The sequence below is a fragment of the Bradyrhizobium sp. 134 genome, assembly GCF_023074155.1.
In the GTDB taxonomy this organism is placed as follows: domain Bacteria; phylum Pseudomonadota; class Alphaproteobacteria; order Rhizobiales; family Xanthobacteraceae; genus Bradyrhizobium.
The window spans coordinates 334,682-352,357 of the sequence record NZ_JADPKX010000074.1 but is presented as its reverse complement, the minus strand read 5'-3'; the positions used below and the strand labels follow the sequence as shown (position 1 = coordinate 352,357).

Below are 17,676 nucleotides of genomic sequence, written 5' to 3'. Positions count from 1 at the left end.
GCTATTGCTAGACGATCTGTCTGGTGTCGGCGGGCCTGTGCAGCGCGCCGACCAGGATGCGCAGCGCCTCCGTCAATTCCGCCCTGTTGCGCGCCGCGCCTAGCGAAACGCGTGCCGCGTGTGGCGCGGTCCCGTCGACGGTGAAGGCCTCGCCGGCGACGACTGCCAGTCCATTCCGCAGCAGATGTGCCGCGACGTCGGGACGGTCCTTGGGCAGCCGCAGCCATAGATGGTGAGCGGCGGACTTGGCCTGGAACTCGAAGCCTTTGAGCGCGCGTTGCGCGAGCTGCTGCCGGCCGACGGCCTCGCTCCTGATCGCGGTGATGATGCGGTCGGCGATGCCGGTCTCGATCCAATGCGTCACCAGCGCGACCATCAGTGGTGCCGGCATCTGCACCGTCGCCTGCAAAGAGCTGCGCATCTCCCGCTGCGAGCTGCTGTCGGGCGTCACCAGATAGGCGACTCGCAGCGCGGGCGCGATGCATTTTGACAGCGTGGTTGCGAGATATGTCCGTTCCGGAATGAGATTGGCGATCGGCGATGCCGACCGATCGAGCAGCCCGTAGGCGTCGTCCTCGATCAGAATCGTATTGGAATCGTTGATGATCCTTGCGATGGCGCTGCGGCGCTCGGGGAGAAGCGTCGCGGTGGTCGGATTGTGCAGCGTCGGAATGAGATAGACCGCTTTCGGTCTATGCGTGCGGCAGGCCTTCGCCAGCGCGTCGGCCAGGATGCCGCCGTCGTCCATGGCGACGCCGACGAGCTTGACGCCGAGCCGCGCCGCGGCGGCCTTGATGCCGGGAAAGGTGAGCGCCTCCGTCAGCACCACGTCGCCGGGCCGGGCGAGGTGGGCGAGCAGGCTGAACAGGATCGTCTGCGCGCCGGGAAAGATCACGAGCCTGTCGGCATGCGCATGCGGCACGCGTGCGCGCATCCATCGCGCGGCGACCTCGCGCTCGTGTGCGCTGCCGCCGGGCGGCTGGTAGTTGAGATGCGCCGTCAGGCCCGATTGCGCGCGGATGGCTTCCATCCCGGCGATGATGCGCTCGTCGAGTTGCGCTTCGAGAGGTTGCGGCGGCACGTTCATCGAGAGGTCGATCGCGACGGGATGCGGCAGATCGACCGCGCGGCGCGCGCTGGTCTCCGACACGAACGAGCCTTGGCCGACCCGGGCCTCCATGATGCCGCGGCGCCGCGCCTCGGTGTAGGCGCGCGTCACCGTGGTGAGATCGATGCCGAGCGCCTTTGCCAGCGCCCGCTGCGTCGGCAATTGTTGGCCGCGCACCAGCCGGCCGGCGGCGATGTCGGCCTCCATGGCCTCGACGATGCGCTGATAGCGCGGCCCGCTCAGCTCCGAGATTGTAGGAGTCCAATCCATGCAATTAAGGTCCATATCCTTTGAATGTATGGATGCAAGATCTTATTGTATGGATCGTAGAAAAGGAAGAGGTGGGGTCATGGCGACCGGTTCAGTCTCTCTCACGAAAGCGATGTGGCGCGGTTTCTTGGGCAAATGCCCCAATTGCGGCGAGGGGCACGCGTTCGGCCGTTTCCTGAAGGTGGCGGATACCTGCGACCATTGCGGCGAGGAGCTGTTTCACCAGCGCGCCGACGATTTCCCGGCCTATCTCGTGATGGTCGTCGTCGGCCATCTCGTGGTGCCGGCAATCCTCGCGGTCGAGACCGCCTATGCGCCGGCCGTCTGGCTGCAACTGGCGGTGTGGCTGCCGGTGACCTTGTTCGCTTCGCTTGCGCTGCTGCAGCCGACCAAGGGCGCCATCGTCGGGCTGCAATGGCAGATCGGCATGCACGGTTTTGAGGCGGGCAAGCTGCGGCGCGAAGCTGGTCAGGGTGCACCCGTTTTCGTCGAGGTGAACACGCGCGCGGCTTAAGGGGCCGTAGCGTTTACATCGCGAGACCGGCCGCTACACTCCATCGTACAAACAAGAACGATGGAAACGCCGATGGTCGCACGCTCAAAAACCTTCCTGCTTTGTCACGGCGCGTGGTCCGGCGGGTGGGCCTGGAAGAAGATGCATCCGCTGATGGCGCAGGCCGGCCATCGCCTGATTGCGCCGACCTATACCGGCCTCGGCGAGCGCGCGCATCTGGCCAGTCCCGCGATCGATCTCGATACGCATATCCAGGACATTCTCAATGTCATCAGGTTCGAGGACCTGGAGGACATCGTGCTGCTCGGCCACAGCTATGGCGGCATGGTCGCCACCGGCGTCGCCGATCGCGCGCGCGAGCGGGTGACGCAATTGATCTACCTCGACGCCTTCGTGCCGCGTGACGGCCAATCGCTGTTCGATCTCCATGAGGGCGGGCGCGAGCCGATGCGCAAGGCTGCAAGCTCAGGCGACGGCTACCGCATCCCGCCGAACCCGCCGCCGCCGGACACGCCGCAGGCCGATCTCGACTGGCTCAACGCGCGCCGGATCAACATGCCGATCAAATGTTTCGAGACGAAGCTGAAGCTCGAACATGGCGAGCCGGTGATGCCGCGCAGCTACATCTATTGCACGCGCATTCCGCCGGGCGACGTGTTCGGGCAGTTTGCGAAGCGCACCAAGAGCGAGGATGGCTGGCGCACTTTCGAACTCGACGCGAGCCATGCACCGAATGTCACGGCGCCGGAGGCGTTGATGGCGGTCCTGGAGAAGATCGTCGGATAAAGCCAAAATGGTGAGGGGCCCGATGCATTAACACCGAGCCCCTCGTCACTTCTTGGGAAGACACGTTTTCTTCACGCGAACCGGAAAACCACTTCGCTCGAAAACGCTTTAGAATATCAGCCGGCCTGTAAGCCGGGTTCTGTAAGGCACCGTCCGCTTGCGCGAACGACACGTGACGGCCATTCCTCTGGGACCATGTTCGCACAGGGCCTCGAGCAACCTACCCGGACGGCGGGCCTGACATCGCCCCGCGGCGTTATCGCTTTCGCGAACAGCCCGCTACGCCGTCCCTATTCGGTTTTGCTCCCGGTGGGGTTTACCATGCCGGCTCCGTTGCCGCAGCCGCGGTGCGCTCTTACCGCACCTTTTCACCCTTACCTGCCTACGCAGCTTGCGCTGCTACGGCGGGCGGTTCGTTCTCTGTGGCACTTTCCCTGGGGTCGCCCCCGCCGGACGTTATCCGGCACCGTATGTCAAGGGAGCCCGGACTTTCCTCCCCGGCGGCCTTTCGGCACTTGCCGGAGCGGCCGTCCGGCCGACTGACGGCTTACGCATGAAGCATTTGTGTCGGTTCCGCAAGCCGATAACGCCATGCACGGTTCGCCCGAAATAATTTATCCTGAAGATGTCGTTGGGCGCGTGTCCCGTTCGACTGGATGTCGGCGATCCAGCCGTGCAACAGGAGTTAAGCGATGCAGTATTTGCTGATGATCTACCAGAACGAAGCCGAGTACGCGAATATGCGTCCGGCGGCCGGCCAGCAGATGACGGCGGAATATCAGACCTTCACGCAAGGCATCATCCAGAGCGGCAATTTCAAGGCCGGCGACCGGCTGCAGCCGACCACGACCGCGACGACCGTGCGCGTGCGCGATGGCAAGACGCTGACGACCGACGGCCCGTTTGCCGAAACGCGCGAGCAGCTCGGCGGCTATTACCTCGTGGAGGCCAAGGATCTCGATACCGCGATCGAGATCGCGTCGCGGATTCCGTCGGCGCGCATCGGCTCGATCGAGGTGCGGCCGATCTGGGTCTACGACAAGTGAAGGCGCAGTCGCGCATCGACATATGACATTGTCCGAGATCGACAAGATCTTCCGCGACGAGGCGGGGCGGGCGCTGGCCACGCTGATCCGCCTCGTCGGCGATTTCGATCTTGCCGAGGACGCGCTCCAGGACGCCTTTGCGGTGGCACTGGAGCGCTGGCCGGCGTGCGAGGTCCCCGACAATGCGCGTGCCTGGCTGGTCAATGTCGCCAGGCACAAGGCGATCGACCGTATCAGGCGCCAGGCCGTTTTCCGTGGCAAGGAGCAGGCGCTCGTGCACGAGCTCGAGCTGAACGCGCAGGCGCCCGTCGAGCCGCCGGCGATGGTCGACGACGACATGCTGCGGCTGATCTTCACCTGCTGTCATCCCGCATTTGCGCCCGAAGTCCAGGTCGCGCTGACGCTGCGCACCGTCTGCGGGCTCTCCACGGCGCAGGTCGCGCGCGCCTTCCTCGTCACTGAGGAGGCGATGGGGCAGCGTCTCGTCCGCGCCAAGCAGAAGATCCGGCTCGCCGGCATTCCTTATGAGGTCCCCGAGCGCGACACGCTGGTGCCGCGGCTCGAGGGTGTGCTTGCCGTGATCTATCTGGTCTTCACCGAAGGCTATGTGGCGACGTCAGGTGCGGATTTGATGCGGCCCGATCTTGCGGCCGAGGCGATCCGGCTTGGCCGCTTGCTCGACCGGCTGTTACCCGATCGCGCGGGGATCAAGGGCCTGCTGGCGCTGATGCTGCTGCACGATGCGCGCCGCGCAGGGCGCCAGACCGCCGCCGGCGACATCGTGCTGCTGGAAGAGCAGGATCGTTCGCGGTGGGACCATGCACAGATCGAGGAGGGTCTCCGTCTGGTGGACGACGCACTGCGCGTGCCCGGCCGGCCGCAGCCCTATGCAGTCCAAGCCGCGATCGCCGCGCTGCATGCGCGCGCGCCGAGCTATGAGCAGACAGACTGGCCGCAGATTGCCGGGCTCTACGAAGTACTATTGCGCATCAACCCGTCGCCGGTGATCGAGCTCAACCATGCGGCGGCGGTGTCGATGGTCGATGGGCCGGCACGTGCGCTCGATCTCGTGGATGCGACTACTGCGCGCGGCGGGCTTCGTGGCTACGAGCTGTTGCCGGCGGTGCGGGCCGATCTATTGCGGCGGCTCGGCCGGAATGAGGAGGCGCGCGAGGCCTATCGCGCTGCGACGGAGGCGACGCAGTTGGAGCCGCTGCGACGACTTTATGCGCGAAGGATGAGGGAGATGGAGTAGTTGCCCAATACTCCTGGATTGCTTCGCTTCGCTCGCAATGACGGGGTGTGTGGCAGTCGTCGTCACTTCGTCGCGACGGCCGTTGTCTCCTGAGGGAGACTCCCCAACAGTGCCTGCAAGGTCGACAGCGTCGAGTGATCCGCGACCCCATCCAGTCGCGCCGGGCGGAAATGGCGCTGGAACGCGGTGACGACTTCCATGGTCGCGGCGTCGTATTTGCCGGTGAGGGGAACGCCGTAGCCGTATCTGGCGAGCGCCTGCTGCAGGCTCAGCACCTCGTCGCTGATGGTGCCGAGCATCAGGCTCTCGCCGCGCACCACCGGCGCGGGCGTGACCCAATGGCCGACGCCGGAATTGGCCAGCGAATGCCACGGAAATTTTTCGCCGGGATCCTTCTTGCGCGCGGGCGCCACGTCGGAGTGGCCGAGCACCCGGTGCGCGGGCACCTTGCGGCGGAGCATGATGCCGCGGCACAGCGCGATCACGGCGGCGATCTGGCGCAGCGGAAACTCCGGATAACCCCAATCGTGGCCGCGATTGACGATCTCGATCCCGATCGAGCAGGAATTGATGTCGTCCTCGCCGGCCCAGGCGGACACGCCGGCATGCCAGGCGCGCCTGGCCTCCGGCACGCATTGCACGATGCGGCCGTCTTCCAGCACGACATAATGTGCCGACACCTCGGTGCCTGCCGAGCAGAGCCGCGCCAGCGCACCTTCGACGTCGGGCATGCCGGTGTAATGCAGCACGATCATGTCGGGCTGCCGGCCCTTGTTACGGTCGCCATGGTTCGGTGAGGGGATGATGTCGGAGACGATCGAGGAATCCGGCTCGAACGTCCGCATGTTCGCGGCGGCCTTGGGAACCGGGAGAACACGTTGACGCTTCGAATCAGATCCAGACGGCGTGGACGAACCGGACGACATAAGCAGCTCGAGACAGACGGAGAGTGGGCCAAGCCCTTCTCTTTACTATTCCTTTACCCTCCAACGTGCGCAACCGCGCGACGAGGTTAACGGATGCATTTTGGCGCATGTGTGTGGATGAAGCATCACCGCCGCGTCAGCTTTTCGACTTGTCGCGAGCCGATCAACGCTTTCTTAACGCTAAGGGCCGTTACTGAGGGATGAAGAGCCGACCCGCGTCCGGAGGCGGCCAAAGCGTATTTTGGCTCGAAATCCCATGGCTGCCCGACAAATTCCAAGGGGAATACTGGGTTGGTGGCCCGGGACGGCCGGGCACGGTAACCATGTTGGACGGGGGTTGGGTCGTGGAACCGCCGCGACGCGGAATCATTCGAGGCGTTATGAGCTTGTTCGTCCCCGATCTCACTTGGGAGTCCGGCGGGGCGATCGGCAGGCCTGGCGCATGAGCTCGGTTCCGCACATCCCCGTTCTTGGCCGCGAGGCCATCGACCACCTCGCGCCACGCGAAGGTGGCACTTACATCGACGCGACCTTTGGCGCCGGCGGCTACAGCCGCGCGATTCTCGACGTGCCGGGAACCCGGGTGATCGCCATTGATCGCGACCGTACTGCGATCGAGGGTGGCGCCGAGCTGGTCGCCCGCTCCGCAGGCAGGCTGACCCTCGTTGAAGATCGTTTCTCCAACCTCGCCGAGGTCTGCGCGGCGCAAGGCCTCGAAGGCGTCAACGGCGTCGTGATGGACGTCGGGGTGTCCTCGATGCAACTCGACCAGGGCGGCCGTGGCTTCTCGTTCCGCCTCGATGGTCCGCTCGACATGCGGATGGGGCAGGCAGGCCCGACTGCGGCCGACATCGTCGCGCGCGCGTCGGAAGGCGATCTCGCCGACATCATTTATCTCCTCGGCGAAGAGCGGCAGTCGCGCCGGATTGCCCGCGCCATCGTCGCGGACCGTCAGGAGACGCCGTTCACGACCACGCGCGCGCTCGCCGATCTCGTCGGCAGGGTGGTTCGTTCCAAGCCTGGCGATATTCACCCGGCGACGCGGACGTTCCAGGCCCTGCGCATCTTCGTCAACGAAGAGCTCGAGGAACTCCAGAGCGCGCTCATCGCTGCCGAGCGTGTGCTAAAGCCCGGTGGTCGCCTCGTGGTCGTCTCGTTCCATTCGCTGGAAGACCGCATCGTCAAGAATTTCTTCGCTGAGCGTAGCAAGACAGGTGGCGGCTCACGCCATTTGCCGGAAGTGTCTCAGGCGGTGCCGAGCTTCCAGCTGCTGACGCGGCGGCCGGTGATCGCGGGCGAGGACGAAGTCGCGCATAACCCGCGCGCGCGGTCGGCAAAACTGCGCGCCGCCGAGCGCACCTCGGCTCCCGCGCATGGCGATCGCGAGCAATCGTCCTGGCCAAAACTCTCCGACGTCATGAGAGGTGGCTAGCGCATGCGCTTCATCCACCTCCTCGTCATCGGCGCGCTGATCTTCGCGGCGGCTCATGTCTACCGGATCAAGATGGACTCCACGGCGCGCACCGAAAAGGTATTGCGTCTGCATGCGGAGATCCGCGAGCAGCGCGATGCGATCGCGGCGCTGCGCTCCGAATGGGCCAAGCTCGATGCCCCCCTGCGCCTGCAAGGCCTGTCCGACCGGCATCTGCAGCTCAAGCCGGTCAACGGCACGCAGTATGACTCACTGAAGAATTTGCCCGAGCGTCCGCCGCGGATGTTCAGGCCGGGCGAGCCGGATCCGATCGGCGCCATGCTCAACACCATCGAAGCCGCGAGCGATCCCGATAATGTGACGGGCTCCGTGCCTCAGCCCGAGGACAAGCCATGAGTGCTGTGACCCCGGCCAAACCTGCAGAAAAGCCGACCGAGCCTTGGCGGCAACGGCTGATCCGCAGCCTGCTGTACGGGCGCAACGTCGATCGCGCGGCCAAGGCGCGGGCGCGCGTCGGCTTGGCGATGCTCGCCTTTGGCGCGGTCTACGCCCTGATCGGCGGCCGGCTCGTGATGTTCGCGATCGGCGCCGACGCCCACGGCGCGCGCCGCGCCGCGGCGCAGGAGGTGGTCGCGACCGCGCGGCCCGACATCGTCGATCGCAATGGCGCGATCCTCGCGACCGACGTCAAGGCGTCGAGCCTGTTCGGCGAGCCGCGCCGCATTATCGACAAGGACGAGGCAATCGAACTTCTGACCGCCACCGTGCCCGACCTCGACGAGGCCGAGGTGCGTGAGCGCCTGAAGACGCGCAAGGGCTTCGTCTGGCTCAAGCGGGAGATTACGGCGAAGCAGCAGCAGGACATCCACAAGCTCGGCATTCCCGGCATCGGCTTCCTGCGCGAGAACAAGCGCGTCTATCCGACCGGCAACGAGGTCGCCCACCTCATCGGTCTCGTCAACATCGACAACCAGGGCATCGCCGGCATGGAGAAGTGGCTCGACAATCAGGGGCTCGCCGATCTCCACCGCGCGGGCTTTGCCACCGACCGGCTGCAAAAGCCGATCGAGCTCTCGGTCGATCTGCGCGTCGAGCACGCACTGCGTGACGAACTGCTGAAGGCCAAGGAGAAATACCACACCAAGGCAGCCTCCGGCATTGTCTCCAACGTCAAGACCGGCGAGATCGTGGCGATGGTCTCGCTTCCGGATTTCGACCCCAACAATCCGAAAGAAGCGCACGACCCCGACCGCATCAATCGCCTGACCACCGGCGTCTACGAGATGGGCTCGACCTTCAAGGCGTTCACGCTGGCGATGGCACTCGATTCCGGCAAGATCAATTTGAACACGTCGTGGGATGCACGCGGAAACCTGCACTACGGCAAGTTCACCATCCACGACAGCCATCCGCTCGGACGCTTCATCAACACCAAGGAAGTGTTCACGTTCTCGTCCAATATCGGCGCCGCGCGGATCGCGCTCGGCCAGGGCGTCGAGGCTCACAAGGCATTCCTCGCCAAGATGGGCCAGCTGACGCGGCTGCGCACCGAACTGCCGGAAAGCGCGGCTCCGCTGATACCGCGCCGCTGGGGCGAGCTGAACACGGTGACCATTGCGTTCGGCCAGGGCATGTCGGTGGCGCCGCTGCAGGCGGTGATGGGCATCAACGCGCTGGTGAACGGCGGCTATTTGATTCCGCCGACCTTCATGAAGCGCAGCGAGTCCGAAGCGGCGGCGATGGCCAAGCGCGTCATCAGGACGGAGACCAGCGACAAGATGCGGTTCCTGATGCGGCTCAATGCCGAAATCGGCACCGCCAAGACCGCTGACGTCAAGGGTTACTATGTCGGCGGCAAGACCGGCACGTCCGAGAAGGTCATCAACGGCCGCTATGCCAAGAAGCGCGTGCTCAACTCCTTCACCGCGATCATGCCCTGCGACGATCCGAAATATCAGATCCTGATCATGCTGGACGAGCCCCAGGCGATTCCCGAAACGAAGGGTTTCATCACCTCGGGCTGGAACGCGGTGCCGACCGGCGGCAAGGTGATCGAGCGGATCGCGCCGCTTCTGGGCGTCGAGCCGCGGTTCGACCTGCCGCCGTCCGAGCGCCTTATTCTTGCAGCATCCAGGACAACCCAGTAATCAACCGGGTGGGCCGTTGCCGCTGCTGAGTCGGGATTTCCCTGAAGATTCGGCGATCCGGTCCGGCATGTCGACTGGAAGACCATGAAGCTTCGCGACCTCCTCGATCAGGACGTTCAGGGCAATGACGCCGCAATCGAGCCCGCGGTCGCGGCGCTCGACGTGAGCGGCGTTGCCCTCGACAGCCGCGCGGTCAATCCAGGCGATCTCTTCTTCGCACTTGCGGGCAGCAAGACCGACGGTGCGCGCTTCATCGATGCCGCGATTGCCGCAGGCGCGGTGGCGGTCGTCGGCGACCATGCGCCTGATGGCTGCAAGGTGCCGTTCATCACAGTCGCCAATCCGCGCCGCGCGCTGGCGCTGGCCGCGGCAAGATTTTTTCCCGCGCAACCCGCGACAATTGCGGCGGTGACCGGTACCAGCGGCAAGACCTCGGTCGCCGCATTCACCCGGCAGATATGGGAACGGCTCGGGCACGCCTCCGCCAGTATCGGAACCATCGGCCTGGTCTCGCTGAAGCGTACCGTCTACGGCTCGCTGACGACGCCCGATCCGATCGCGCTGCACCGGCAGTTGGACGAGATCGCGCGCGAGGGCGTCACGCATCTCGCCTTCGAGGCCTCCTCGCACGGGCTCGATCAGTACCGCCTCGACGGCGTGCGCGTGTCCGCCGGCGGCTTCACCAATCTCTCGCGCGACCACATGGATTACCATCCGACCGTTGCGCATTACCTCGCGGCCAAGCTCAGGCTGTTTCGCGAACTTGTCCCGCCGGGGGGCGCGGCCGTGATTTCCGCCGATCATGATTGCTCGGCGGAGGCGATCAGTGCTGCGAATTCGCGCGGCTTGCGCGTCATGGCGGTCGGTCGCAACGGCGACGGGGCGGGCGAGGGCATTCGTCTCGCCGGTGCGGAGGTCGAAGGGTTTTCGCAAGTGCTCGCGCTCGACCATCGCGGCAAGCGATATGCGGTCCGGCTGCCGCTGGTCGGCGAATTCCAGATCGAGAATGCGCTTGTGTCGGCCGGTCTCGCCATCGGCACCGGCAGCGACGCCGCAGACGTGTTTGCGAGTCTCGAACATCTCGAGGGCGCCAAAGGCCGGTTGGAGCGTGTCGGCGAGCGCAACGGTGCGCCGATCTTCGTCGATTACGCGCACAAGCCCGATGCGCTGGCGAAGGCGCTGCAGGCGCTGCGTCCCTACGCCAGGCGCAGGCTGGTCGTCGTATTCGGCGCCGGTGGCGACCGCGATGCCGGCAAGCGTCCGATCATGGGCGAGATCGCGGCTGGCAATGCCGACGGCATCATCGTCACCGACGACAATCCGCGAAGCGAGAAGCCGGAATCCATTCGCGCCGAAATCCTCGCTGCCGCCAAGGGTGCCCGCGAAATCGGCGACCGCGCCGTTGCGATCCGCACCGCGATCGCGGAATTGGAAGATGGCGATGCGCTGCTCATCGCCGGCAAGGGCCACGAGACCGGGCAGATCGTCGGCGGAGAGGTTTTGCCCTTCAGTGATCACGAGGCGGTCGCCGCCGCATTAGCGTCGAGGATTACATGAGCGCGCCCATATGGACGGTGGCCGAAGTGGCGCGCGCGCTGGGCGCTGCCGGATCGTTCCCGGACACGCCGATCGACTTCGTCACCCAGGACAGCCGGCTGGTGAAACCGGGCAGCCTGTTCGTGGCGCTGAGCGGCACCCCGAGCGGCGGCTTCATCTCGGCCTTCGCCAGCGCGCGTGACGGTTGGGAGTTCGCGGACAAGGCGGAAGCCTCGGGCGCGGTCGCGATGATCGTGCCGCACGAGATCGCGGGCGTCCGCATTCCCCAGATCGTCGTCAAGGACACGCTGATCGACGGTCTCTGGGGTCTAGCGCGCGCGGCACGCGCGCGCTTCAACGGGCCGGTGATCGGGCTCACCGGCAGCGCGGGCAAGACCAGCACCAAGGAATTCCTCGCGGCCTACCCCAATGCCTATGCCAGCCCGTCGAGCTTCAACAATTTCTGGGGCGTGCCGCTGACGCTGTGCAATGCGCGGCCCGATGCCATTCTCTGGGTCGTCGAAATGGGCATGAACCAGGCCGGCGAGATCGCGCGGCTCAGCGAACTGACGCGGCCGACGGTCGCGCTCGTCGTCAACGTCCAGCCGGTGCATCTGGAGAAGCTTGGCTCGCTCGAGGCCATCCGCCGCGAGAAGGTGTCGATTGCCCTCGGCCTGCCTTCGGAAGGCGTGCTGGTGCTGCCCGCCGGGATCAGGGCGCCGGATTGGAAGGGCAAGGTCATACGCTTCGGCGACAAAGCCGAGGTGCACGAGGTCGCGCACGCGCCACATGGCGACAGCTGGCAGGTCGTGGCCGCGCTCGGCAAGAAGGAGATCGCGTTTAGCCTGACGCCGGGCGCGCCGCACCGCGTTCAGAATGCGCTCGCCGCGCTCGCATCGATCCGTGCGGCCAACCTCGATGCGGCGACGCTTGCGATCAAGCTCGACCGGGTCGGCATCATGACCGGCCGTGGCGTCGAGCAGGCGGTCGGCGGCGTCACCGTGATCGACGACAGCTTTAACGGCAATCCGGCCAGCGTGGCTGCCGCGCTGCAAAGTCTGCAGGCGCGCAACACGACCGGCGGCCGCCGCATTGCGGTGCTCGGCGACATGCTGGAGCTGGGCGACGGCGCGCCGGCCTATCACACCGATCTCGCCAGGCATCTCGACGGCATCGACGGCGTCTATTGCGTCGGGCCCCTGATGCGTCACCTCTTCGAGGTGCTTCCAGCCGGTAAGGGTCTCGGCTGGCACGACGACCCCGTCACGCTGAAGCCGGGCGAGGTCGCAAATCTGCTGAGGGCAGGCGATGTCGTGGTTGTCAAGGGCAGCAAGAAGATGTTCTGGGTCAACAAGTTTGTGCCGGGCCTAGTGGCCGCCTTGCAGGCAAGGGCGTAAACTGCTTGGAAGGCGCTGTTCCCGAATCCCACCCTTTCCGGCGCGAAGCCGTTCGTTTTCTTTAGAGGTCGCCCGACCCCAGGATGAAGACCAGCGAATGCGCGTGAGACAGGTTGATAAGGCCAAGATCAAGGCGCGTGCAAAGGCGCCATAGGACCGTCTGAATGTTTTACTGGCTGATCGAGCTCTCCAACACATTTCCGGGCTTCGGTGCCGTTCGCACCTTCCTGAACGTCTTCCGCTACATCACCTTCCGCACCGGCGGCGCCGTCGTCACCGGCGCGCTGTTCGTGTTCCTGTTCGGCCCCTGGATCATCGACCATCTGCGCATCCGGCAAGGCAAGGGTCAGCCGATCCGGGCCGATGGTCCGCAATCGCATCTCGCCAAGAAAGGCACGCCCACCATGGGCGGGCTGATGATCCTGTCCGGGCTCACGGTGGGCACGGTGCTGTGGGCCAATCCGCTCAACCCCTACGTCTGGATCGTGCTGGCGGTGACGCTCGGTTTCGGCTTCGTCGGCTTCTATGACGATTATCTGAAGGTGACCAAGCAGACCACGACCGGGTTCGGCAGCAAGCTTCGCCTGCTGATCGAGGCGGCGATTGCGCTGGTTGCCTGCTACGCGCTGGTGCGGCTGAACCGCGATCCTGCGTCGACCGCGCTGACGATTCCTTTCCTGAAGGACACCGTGCTGCATTTCGGCTGGTTCTTCGTCGGGTTCGGCGCCTTCGTCATCGTCGGCGCCGGCAATGCGGTGAACCTGACCGACGGTCTCGACGGTCTTGCCATCGTGCCCGTGATGATCGCGACCGCGAGCTTTGCGATGATCGCCTATCTCGCCGGCAACGCGGTGTTCGCCGATTATCTCCAGATCAAATATGTCGCCGGAACCGGCGAGCTCGCCGTGCTCTGCGGCGCGCTGCTGGGCGCCGGTCTCGGCTTCCTTTGGTTCAACGCGCCGCCGGCCTCGATCTTCATGGGCGACACCGGCTCGCTCGCGCTCGGCGGCATGCTGGGTGCGATCGCGGTCGCGGTGAAGCACGAGATCGTGCTCGCGGTGATCGGCGGCCTGTTCGTGCTGGAGGCGGTCTCCGTCATCGTGCAGGTGGTGTCGTTCAAGATGACGGGAAAGCGCATCTTCCGGATGGCGCCGATCCATCACCATTTCGAGCAGCTCGGCTGGACCGAGCCGCAGATCGTGATCCGTTTCTGGATCATCTCGGTGATGCTGGCGCTGGCCGGCCTGTCCACGCTGAAGCTGCGGTGATCGGTCGATGATCCCCGTCACGTCCTTTGCCGGCAAGACGGTCGCGGTATTCGGCCTCGGCGGCTCGGGGCTCGCGTCCTGCCATGCCTTGAAAGCGGGCGGCGCCGAGGTGATCGCCGCCGACGACAATGCCGAGAACGTCGCCAAGGCGGCGCAAGCCGGCTTCATCACGGCTGATTTGCGCAACGTCTCCTGGGCCAATTTCGCTGCGCTGGTGCTCGCGCCCGGCGTTCCCCTGACCCACCCGGTGCCGCATTGGAGCGTGTTGAAGGCGCGCGAGGCAGCTATCGAGGTGATCGGCGACATCGAGCTGTTCTGCCGCGAACGGCGCCGGCACGCGCCGGATGCGCCGTTCGTCGCCATCACCGGCACCAACGGCAAGTCGACAACGACGGCTTTGATCGCGCATCTGACCAAGGTCGCCGGCTACGACACCCAGATGGGCGGCAATATCGGCACCGCGATCCTGTCGCTGGAGCCGCCGCGCATGGGCCGTGTCCACGTCATCGAGATGTCGTCCTACCAGATCGACCTCACGCCCTCGCTCGATCCCTCCGTCGGCATTCTGCTCAATGTCAGCGAGGACCACATCGATCGCCATGGCACCATCGCGCATTACGCCGCGGTGAAGGAGCGCCTCGTTGCCGGTGTGCAGGCCGGCGGCACCGCGATCGTCGGGGTCGACGACGGTTTTTGTCGCGACATCGCCGACCGGCTCGACCGTGCCGGCAAGAATGTGGTGCGCATCTCGGTCAAAAACCCGCTGGCCAGCGGCATCCATGTCGAGCATGGCAATATCGTGCGCAATTCCGGCGGCGCCCGCAGCGAAATCGCCAGGCTCGGCGGCATCGGTTCTCTGCGTGGCCTGCACAATGCGCAGAACGCGGCGTGCGCCGCCGCCGCCGCGCTCGCGATGGGCATCGGCCTCGATATGCTTCAGAACGGCCTGCGCAGCTTTCCCGGCCTTGCGCATCGCATGGAGCAGGTCGGCCGCCGTGGCAACGTGCTGTTCGTCAACGATTCCAAGGGCACCAATGCGGACGCCACCGCGCATGCACTGTCGTCCTTTTCGGACATCTTCTGGATCGCGGGCGGCAAGCCGAAGGCCGGCGGAATCACTGGCCTCACCGGCTACTTCCCGCGCATCCGAAAAGCCTATCTGATCGGCGAGGCCGCGCAGGAATTTTCCGGTACGCTCGGCACGAAGGTGCCGCACGAGATCAGCCAGACCCTCGACGTCGCGGTCGAGCAAGCCGCAGGCGATGCGGAGGCGTCGGGCATCACCGACGCGGTGGTCTTGCTGTCACCCGCCTGCGCCTCCTTCGACCAGTACCGCAATTTCGAAATTCGCGGCACTAGGTTCCGCGAGCTGGTGCAGGCGCTGCCGGGTGTGAAGCCGGTGGTGTGAGGCAATTCCAATCATCCGCGATTTCTTAACCTCCCGGTAACCAACCTCGGCGACCAATGGACCGACCTCTGTCCGAAAGTGGCCGCCATGCTCTCCCGTGAAGAACGCACCCCCTTTTCCGAGTGGTGGTGGACCGTCGACAAGCCGCTGATGGGAGCCATCCTGGCGCTGATGCTGACCGGCGTGATCCTGTCGCTGGCAGCGAGCCCGCCGGTTGCGACCCGCATCGGGCTCGATCCCTTCCATTTCTTCAGCCGCCACGTGATGTTCCTGGCGCCGTCCGGCCTGGTGCTGCTCGGGGTGTCCTTTCTGTCGCCGCGGGCGATCCGTCGCTCGGCGCTGATCATTTTCGCGGCCAGCATCGTCCTGATCGTGCTAACGCTCGCGATCGGTCCTGAGGTGAAGGGCTCGCGGCGCTGGATCACGCTGCTCGGCGTCAACATCCAGGCCTCCGAAATCGCAAAGCCGTCGTTCGTCGTCATCGCCGCCTGGCTGTTCGCGGAATCGACCAGGCGGCCGGAGATGCCGGCGACCTCGATGGCGCTCGCGCTGCTCTTGATGCTGGTCTCGCTTCTCGTCATGGAGCCGGATTTCGGCCAGACCATGCTGATCCTGATGGTGTGGGGCTCGTTGTTCTTCATCGCGGGCATGCGGATGATCTGGGTGTTCGGGCTCGCCGGCCTCGGCGCCGCCGGACTGTTCAGCGCCTATCTTTTTGTTCCGCACGTCGCCGGCCGCATCAAGCGCTTCATGAATCCGGCCTCTGGTGACACCTTCCAGGTCGATACCGCCATGGAGGCCTTCTACAATGGCGGCTGGTTCGGGCTCGGACCGGGCGAAGGCATTGCCAAGCGCAGCCTGCCGGACAGCCACACCGACTTCGTGTTCGCGGTTGCCGCCGAAGAGTTCGGCATCATCCTGTGCCTCGCGATGCTGGCACTCTTTGCTTTCGTCGTCATCCGCACGCTGTCGCGCGCCTATGCCAACGAGGACATGTTCTCACGCTTCGCGGCCTCGGGTCTTGCGATCCTGTTCGGCGTGCAGGCCGCGATCAACATGTCGGTCAATCTCCAGCTCATCCCCGCCAAGGGCATGACGCTGCCCTTCATCTCCTATGGCGGCTCCTCGATCGTGTCGCTGGCCTATGGTGTCGGCATGATGCTGGCGCTGACGCGGCTGCGTCCGCGCACTGAAGTCGAGGCGAGCGGCCACGCCGAGGCGATGCGCAGCTACGCGTAGTTTTTCGTCACTGCGAGCAGCGAAGCAATCCAGAATCCCTCCGCGGTAGCAGTCTGGATTGCTTCGCTTCGCTCGCAATGACGGGGGAGACACTGTAAAACTCCCCACCATGGACACCTCCCCCCTGATTCTTCTCGCCGCGGGCGGCACCGGCGGCCATCTGTTTCCGGCCGAGGCGCTCGGCGTCGAGCTGATCCGGCGCGGAATCCGCGTCCGCCTCGTCACGGACGAGCGCGCGCTGCGCTACAGCGGCCTGTTCACCAAGGACATGATCGACGTCGTCTCGAGCGAGACTGCGCGTGGACGCAATCCGCTGCAGCTCGCCTATGCCGGCCTGACGCTCGCAGCCGGCACGTTGTCCGCCTACAGCCTGATCAAGCGATTGAAGCCGGTCGCTGTCGTCGGCTTCGGTGGCTATCCGACGCTGCCGCCGCTGGTCGCGGCAAAATTCGCGGGCGTGCCCGGCATCATCCATGACGCCAATGCCGTGCTTGGCCGCGCCAACCGGTTCCTGTCGAGCCGCGTCCGCGCCATTGCGACGTCATTGCCCGGCGTGCTCGACCGTGATCCGGCGCTATCAGGCAAGACCACGACGGTCGGCACGCCGATGCGGCCGGCGATCCTCGCCGCAGCTGCCGTGCCATATGCTGCGCCTGAAGTGAACGGCCCGCTGCGCCTGCTCGTCGTCGGGGGCAGCCAGGGCGCACGCATCATGGCCGACATCGTGCCGGGCGCGATCGAGCGCCTCGAGCCCGCGCTGTGGAGCCGGCTCGTCCTTACCCAGCAAGTGCGCGACGAGGACATGGCGCGCGTGCGTGCGGTCTACGACAGGCTGAAGATCAAGGCCGAGCTTGCGCCGTTTTTCACCGATCTGCCGGCGCGGCTCGCCTCCAACCATCTGGTGGTGTCGCGCTCAGGCGCCGGCACCGTGGCCGAACTCGCCGCGATCGGACGGCCCTCGATCCTGGTGCCGCTGCCGGGCGCGATCGACCAGGACCAGTTCGCCAATGCCGGCGTGCTGGCCAAGGTCGACGGTGCGATCCGCATTCCGCAAACCGAGTTTTCCCCCGATCGCCTCGCCGCCGAGATCTCCGCCTTCGCCGCCGAGCCCGCGCGCCTTGCCGCCATGGCGCAGGCCGCCCGTGGCGCCGGCCGGCTCGACGCAGCGGAGCGGCTGGCCGATCTGGTGGCCAAAATCGCGGGAATCTGACGCGAAATCAGCCAGAATTCCTACTTTTGCCGTCATAGCCGGGCTTGTCCCGGCCATCCACGTCTTGCAAGAAGTGGTAAGGATTCGTGGATGCCCGGGACAAGCCCGGGCATCACGAGGGAACTGCGGGATAC

General features: G+C 65.5%; 15 protein-coding genes and 1 other RNA gene. 13 read left to right on the top strand and 3 right to left on the bottom strand.

Going from position 1 to position 17,676, the window contains the following annotated elements; genetic code table 11:
• Positions 1–7: 7 nt before the first annotated feature.
• Positions 8–1,378 (bottom strand): PLP-dependent aminotransferase family protein, encoded by a 1,371-nt coding sequence (locus IVA75_RS31830; RefSeq protein WP_247287988.1) that lies wholly within the window; start codon positions 1,376–1,378, stop codon positions 8–10.
• Positions 1,379–1,427: 49 nt separating this feature from the next.
• Between IVA75_RS31830 and IVA75_RS31825 the strand changes: the two genes are divergently transcribed.
• Together IVA75_RS31825 and IVA75_RS31820 are read left to right on the top strand one after the other, a co-directional pair.
• Entirely contained in the window at positions 1,428–1,892 is a 465-nt protein-coding gene (locus IVA75_RS31825) for a DUF983 domain-containing protein (protein ID WP_256465193.1), read from the top strand.
• Positions 1,893–1,964: 72 nt separating this feature from the next.
• On the top strand, positions 1,965–2,678 hold the full coding sequence (locus IVA75_RS31820) for an alpha/beta hydrolase (protein WP_247287991.1): 714 nt from the start codon (positions 1,965–1,967) through the stop codon (positions 2,676–2,678).
• 112 nt (positions 2,679–2,790) lie between these two features.
• On the opposite strand, the gene rnpB is transcribed toward IVA75_RS31820, so the two are convergent.
• Positions 2,791–3,221: RNase P RNA component class A (rnpB, locus tag IVA75_RS31815), an RNA gene on the bottom strand.
• Positions 3,222–3,370: 149 nt separating this feature from the next.
• Here rnpB and IVA75_RS31810 point away from each other — a divergent pair.
• On the top strand, positions 3,371–3,724 hold the full coding sequence (locus IVA75_RS31810) for a YciI family protein (protein WP_007600836.1): 354 nt from the start codon (positions 3,371–3,373) through the stop codon (positions 3,722–3,724).
• A gap of 22 nt (positions 3,725–3,746) precedes the next feature.
• Positions 3,747–4,979, top strand: a complete 1,233-nt coding sequence (locus IVA75_RS31805) for an RNA polymerase sigma factor (RefSeq protein WP_247287992.1) — start codon at positions 3,747–3,749, stop codon at positions 4,977–4,979.
• A gap of 62 nt (positions 4,980–5,041) precedes the next feature.
• On the opposite strand, the gene IVA75_RS31800 is transcribed toward IVA75_RS31805, so the two are convergent.
• Positions 5,042–5,824, bottom strand: a complete 783-nt coding sequence (locus IVA75_RS31800; protein ID WP_035963407.1) for an N-acetylmuramoyl-L-alanine amidase — start codon at positions 5,822–5,824, stop codon at positions 5,042–5,044.
• A 523-nt stretch (positions 5,825–6,347) separates the two neighbouring features.
• Between IVA75_RS31800 and rsmH the strand changes: the two genes are divergently transcribed.
• From rsmH to murG, 9 genes are all read left to right on the top strand, one after another.
• Positions 6,348–7,337: a 16S rRNA (cytosine(1402)-N(4))-methyltransferase RsmH gene (gene rsmH / locus IVA75_RS31795; RefSeq protein ID WP_247287993.1), complete on the top strand. Its 990-nt coding sequence runs from the start codon at positions 6,348–6,350 to the stop codon at positions 7,335–7,337.
• 3 nt (positions 7,338–7,340) lie between these two features.
• Positions 7,341–7,733 (top strand): hypothetical protein, encoded by a 393-nt coding sequence (locus IVA75_RS31790; protein ID WP_027570696.1) that lies wholly within the window; start codon positions 7,341–7,343, stop codon positions 7,731–7,733.
• Positions 7,730–9,484: a penicillin-binding protein 2 gene (locus IVA75_RS31785; protein ID WP_247287994.1), complete on the top strand. Its 1,755-nt coding sequence runs from the start codon at positions 7,730–7,732 to the stop codon at positions 9,482–9,484. Before IVA75_RS31790 ends, IVA75_RS31785 begins: the two co-directional genes overlap by 4 nt.
• 84 nt (positions 9,485–9,568) lie before the next feature.
• Positions 9,569–11,041, top strand: a complete 1,473-nt coding sequence (locus IVA75_RS31780) for a UDP-N-acetylmuramoyl-L-alanyl-D-glutamate--2,6-diaminopimelate ligase (RefSeq protein WP_247287995.1) — start codon at positions 9,569–9,571, stop codon at positions 11,039–11,041.
• Positions 11,038–12,417 (top strand): UDP-N-acetylmuramoyl-tripeptide--D-alanyl-D-alanine ligase, encoded by a 1,380-nt coding sequence (gene murF, locus IVA75_RS31775; protein WP_247287996.1) that lies wholly within the window; start codon positions 11,038–11,040, stop codon positions 12,415–12,417. Before IVA75_RS31780 ends, murF begins: the two co-directional genes overlap by 4 nt.
• A 164-nt stretch (positions 12,418–12,581) precedes the next feature.
• Positions 12,582–13,685 carry a phospho-N-acetylmuramoyl-pentapeptide-transferase gene (gene mraY / locus IVA75_RS31770; protein WP_027570700.1) on the top strand — a complete coding sequence of 368 codons (1,104 nt, stop codon included), beginning with the start codon at positions 12,582–12,584 and terminating at the stop codon, positions 13,683–13,685.
• A 7-nt stretch (positions 13,686–13,692) separates the two neighbouring features.
• Positions 13,693–15,093: a UDP-N-acetylmuramoyl-L-alanine--D-glutamate ligase gene (gene murD, locus IVA75_RS31765; protein WP_247287997.1), complete on the top strand. Its 1,401-nt coding sequence runs from the start codon at positions 13,693–13,695 to the stop codon at positions 15,091–15,093.
• A gap of 87 nt (positions 15,094–15,180) precedes the next feature.
• Positions 15,181–16,332 (top strand): putative lipid II flippase FtsW, encoded by a 1,152-nt coding sequence (gene ftsW, locus IVA75_RS31760; RefSeq protein WP_247287998.1) that lies wholly within the window; start codon positions 15,181–15,183, stop codon positions 16,330–16,332.
• 109 nt (positions 16,333–16,441) lie between these two features.
• Positions 16,442–17,542, top strand: a complete 1,101-nt coding sequence (gene murG / locus IVA75_RS31755; RefSeq protein WP_247288000.1) for an undecaprenyldiphospho-muramoylpentapeptide beta-N-acetylglucosaminyltransferase — start codon at positions 16,442–16,444, stop codon at positions 17,540–17,542.
• Positions 17,543–17,676: the final 134 nt, after the last annotated feature.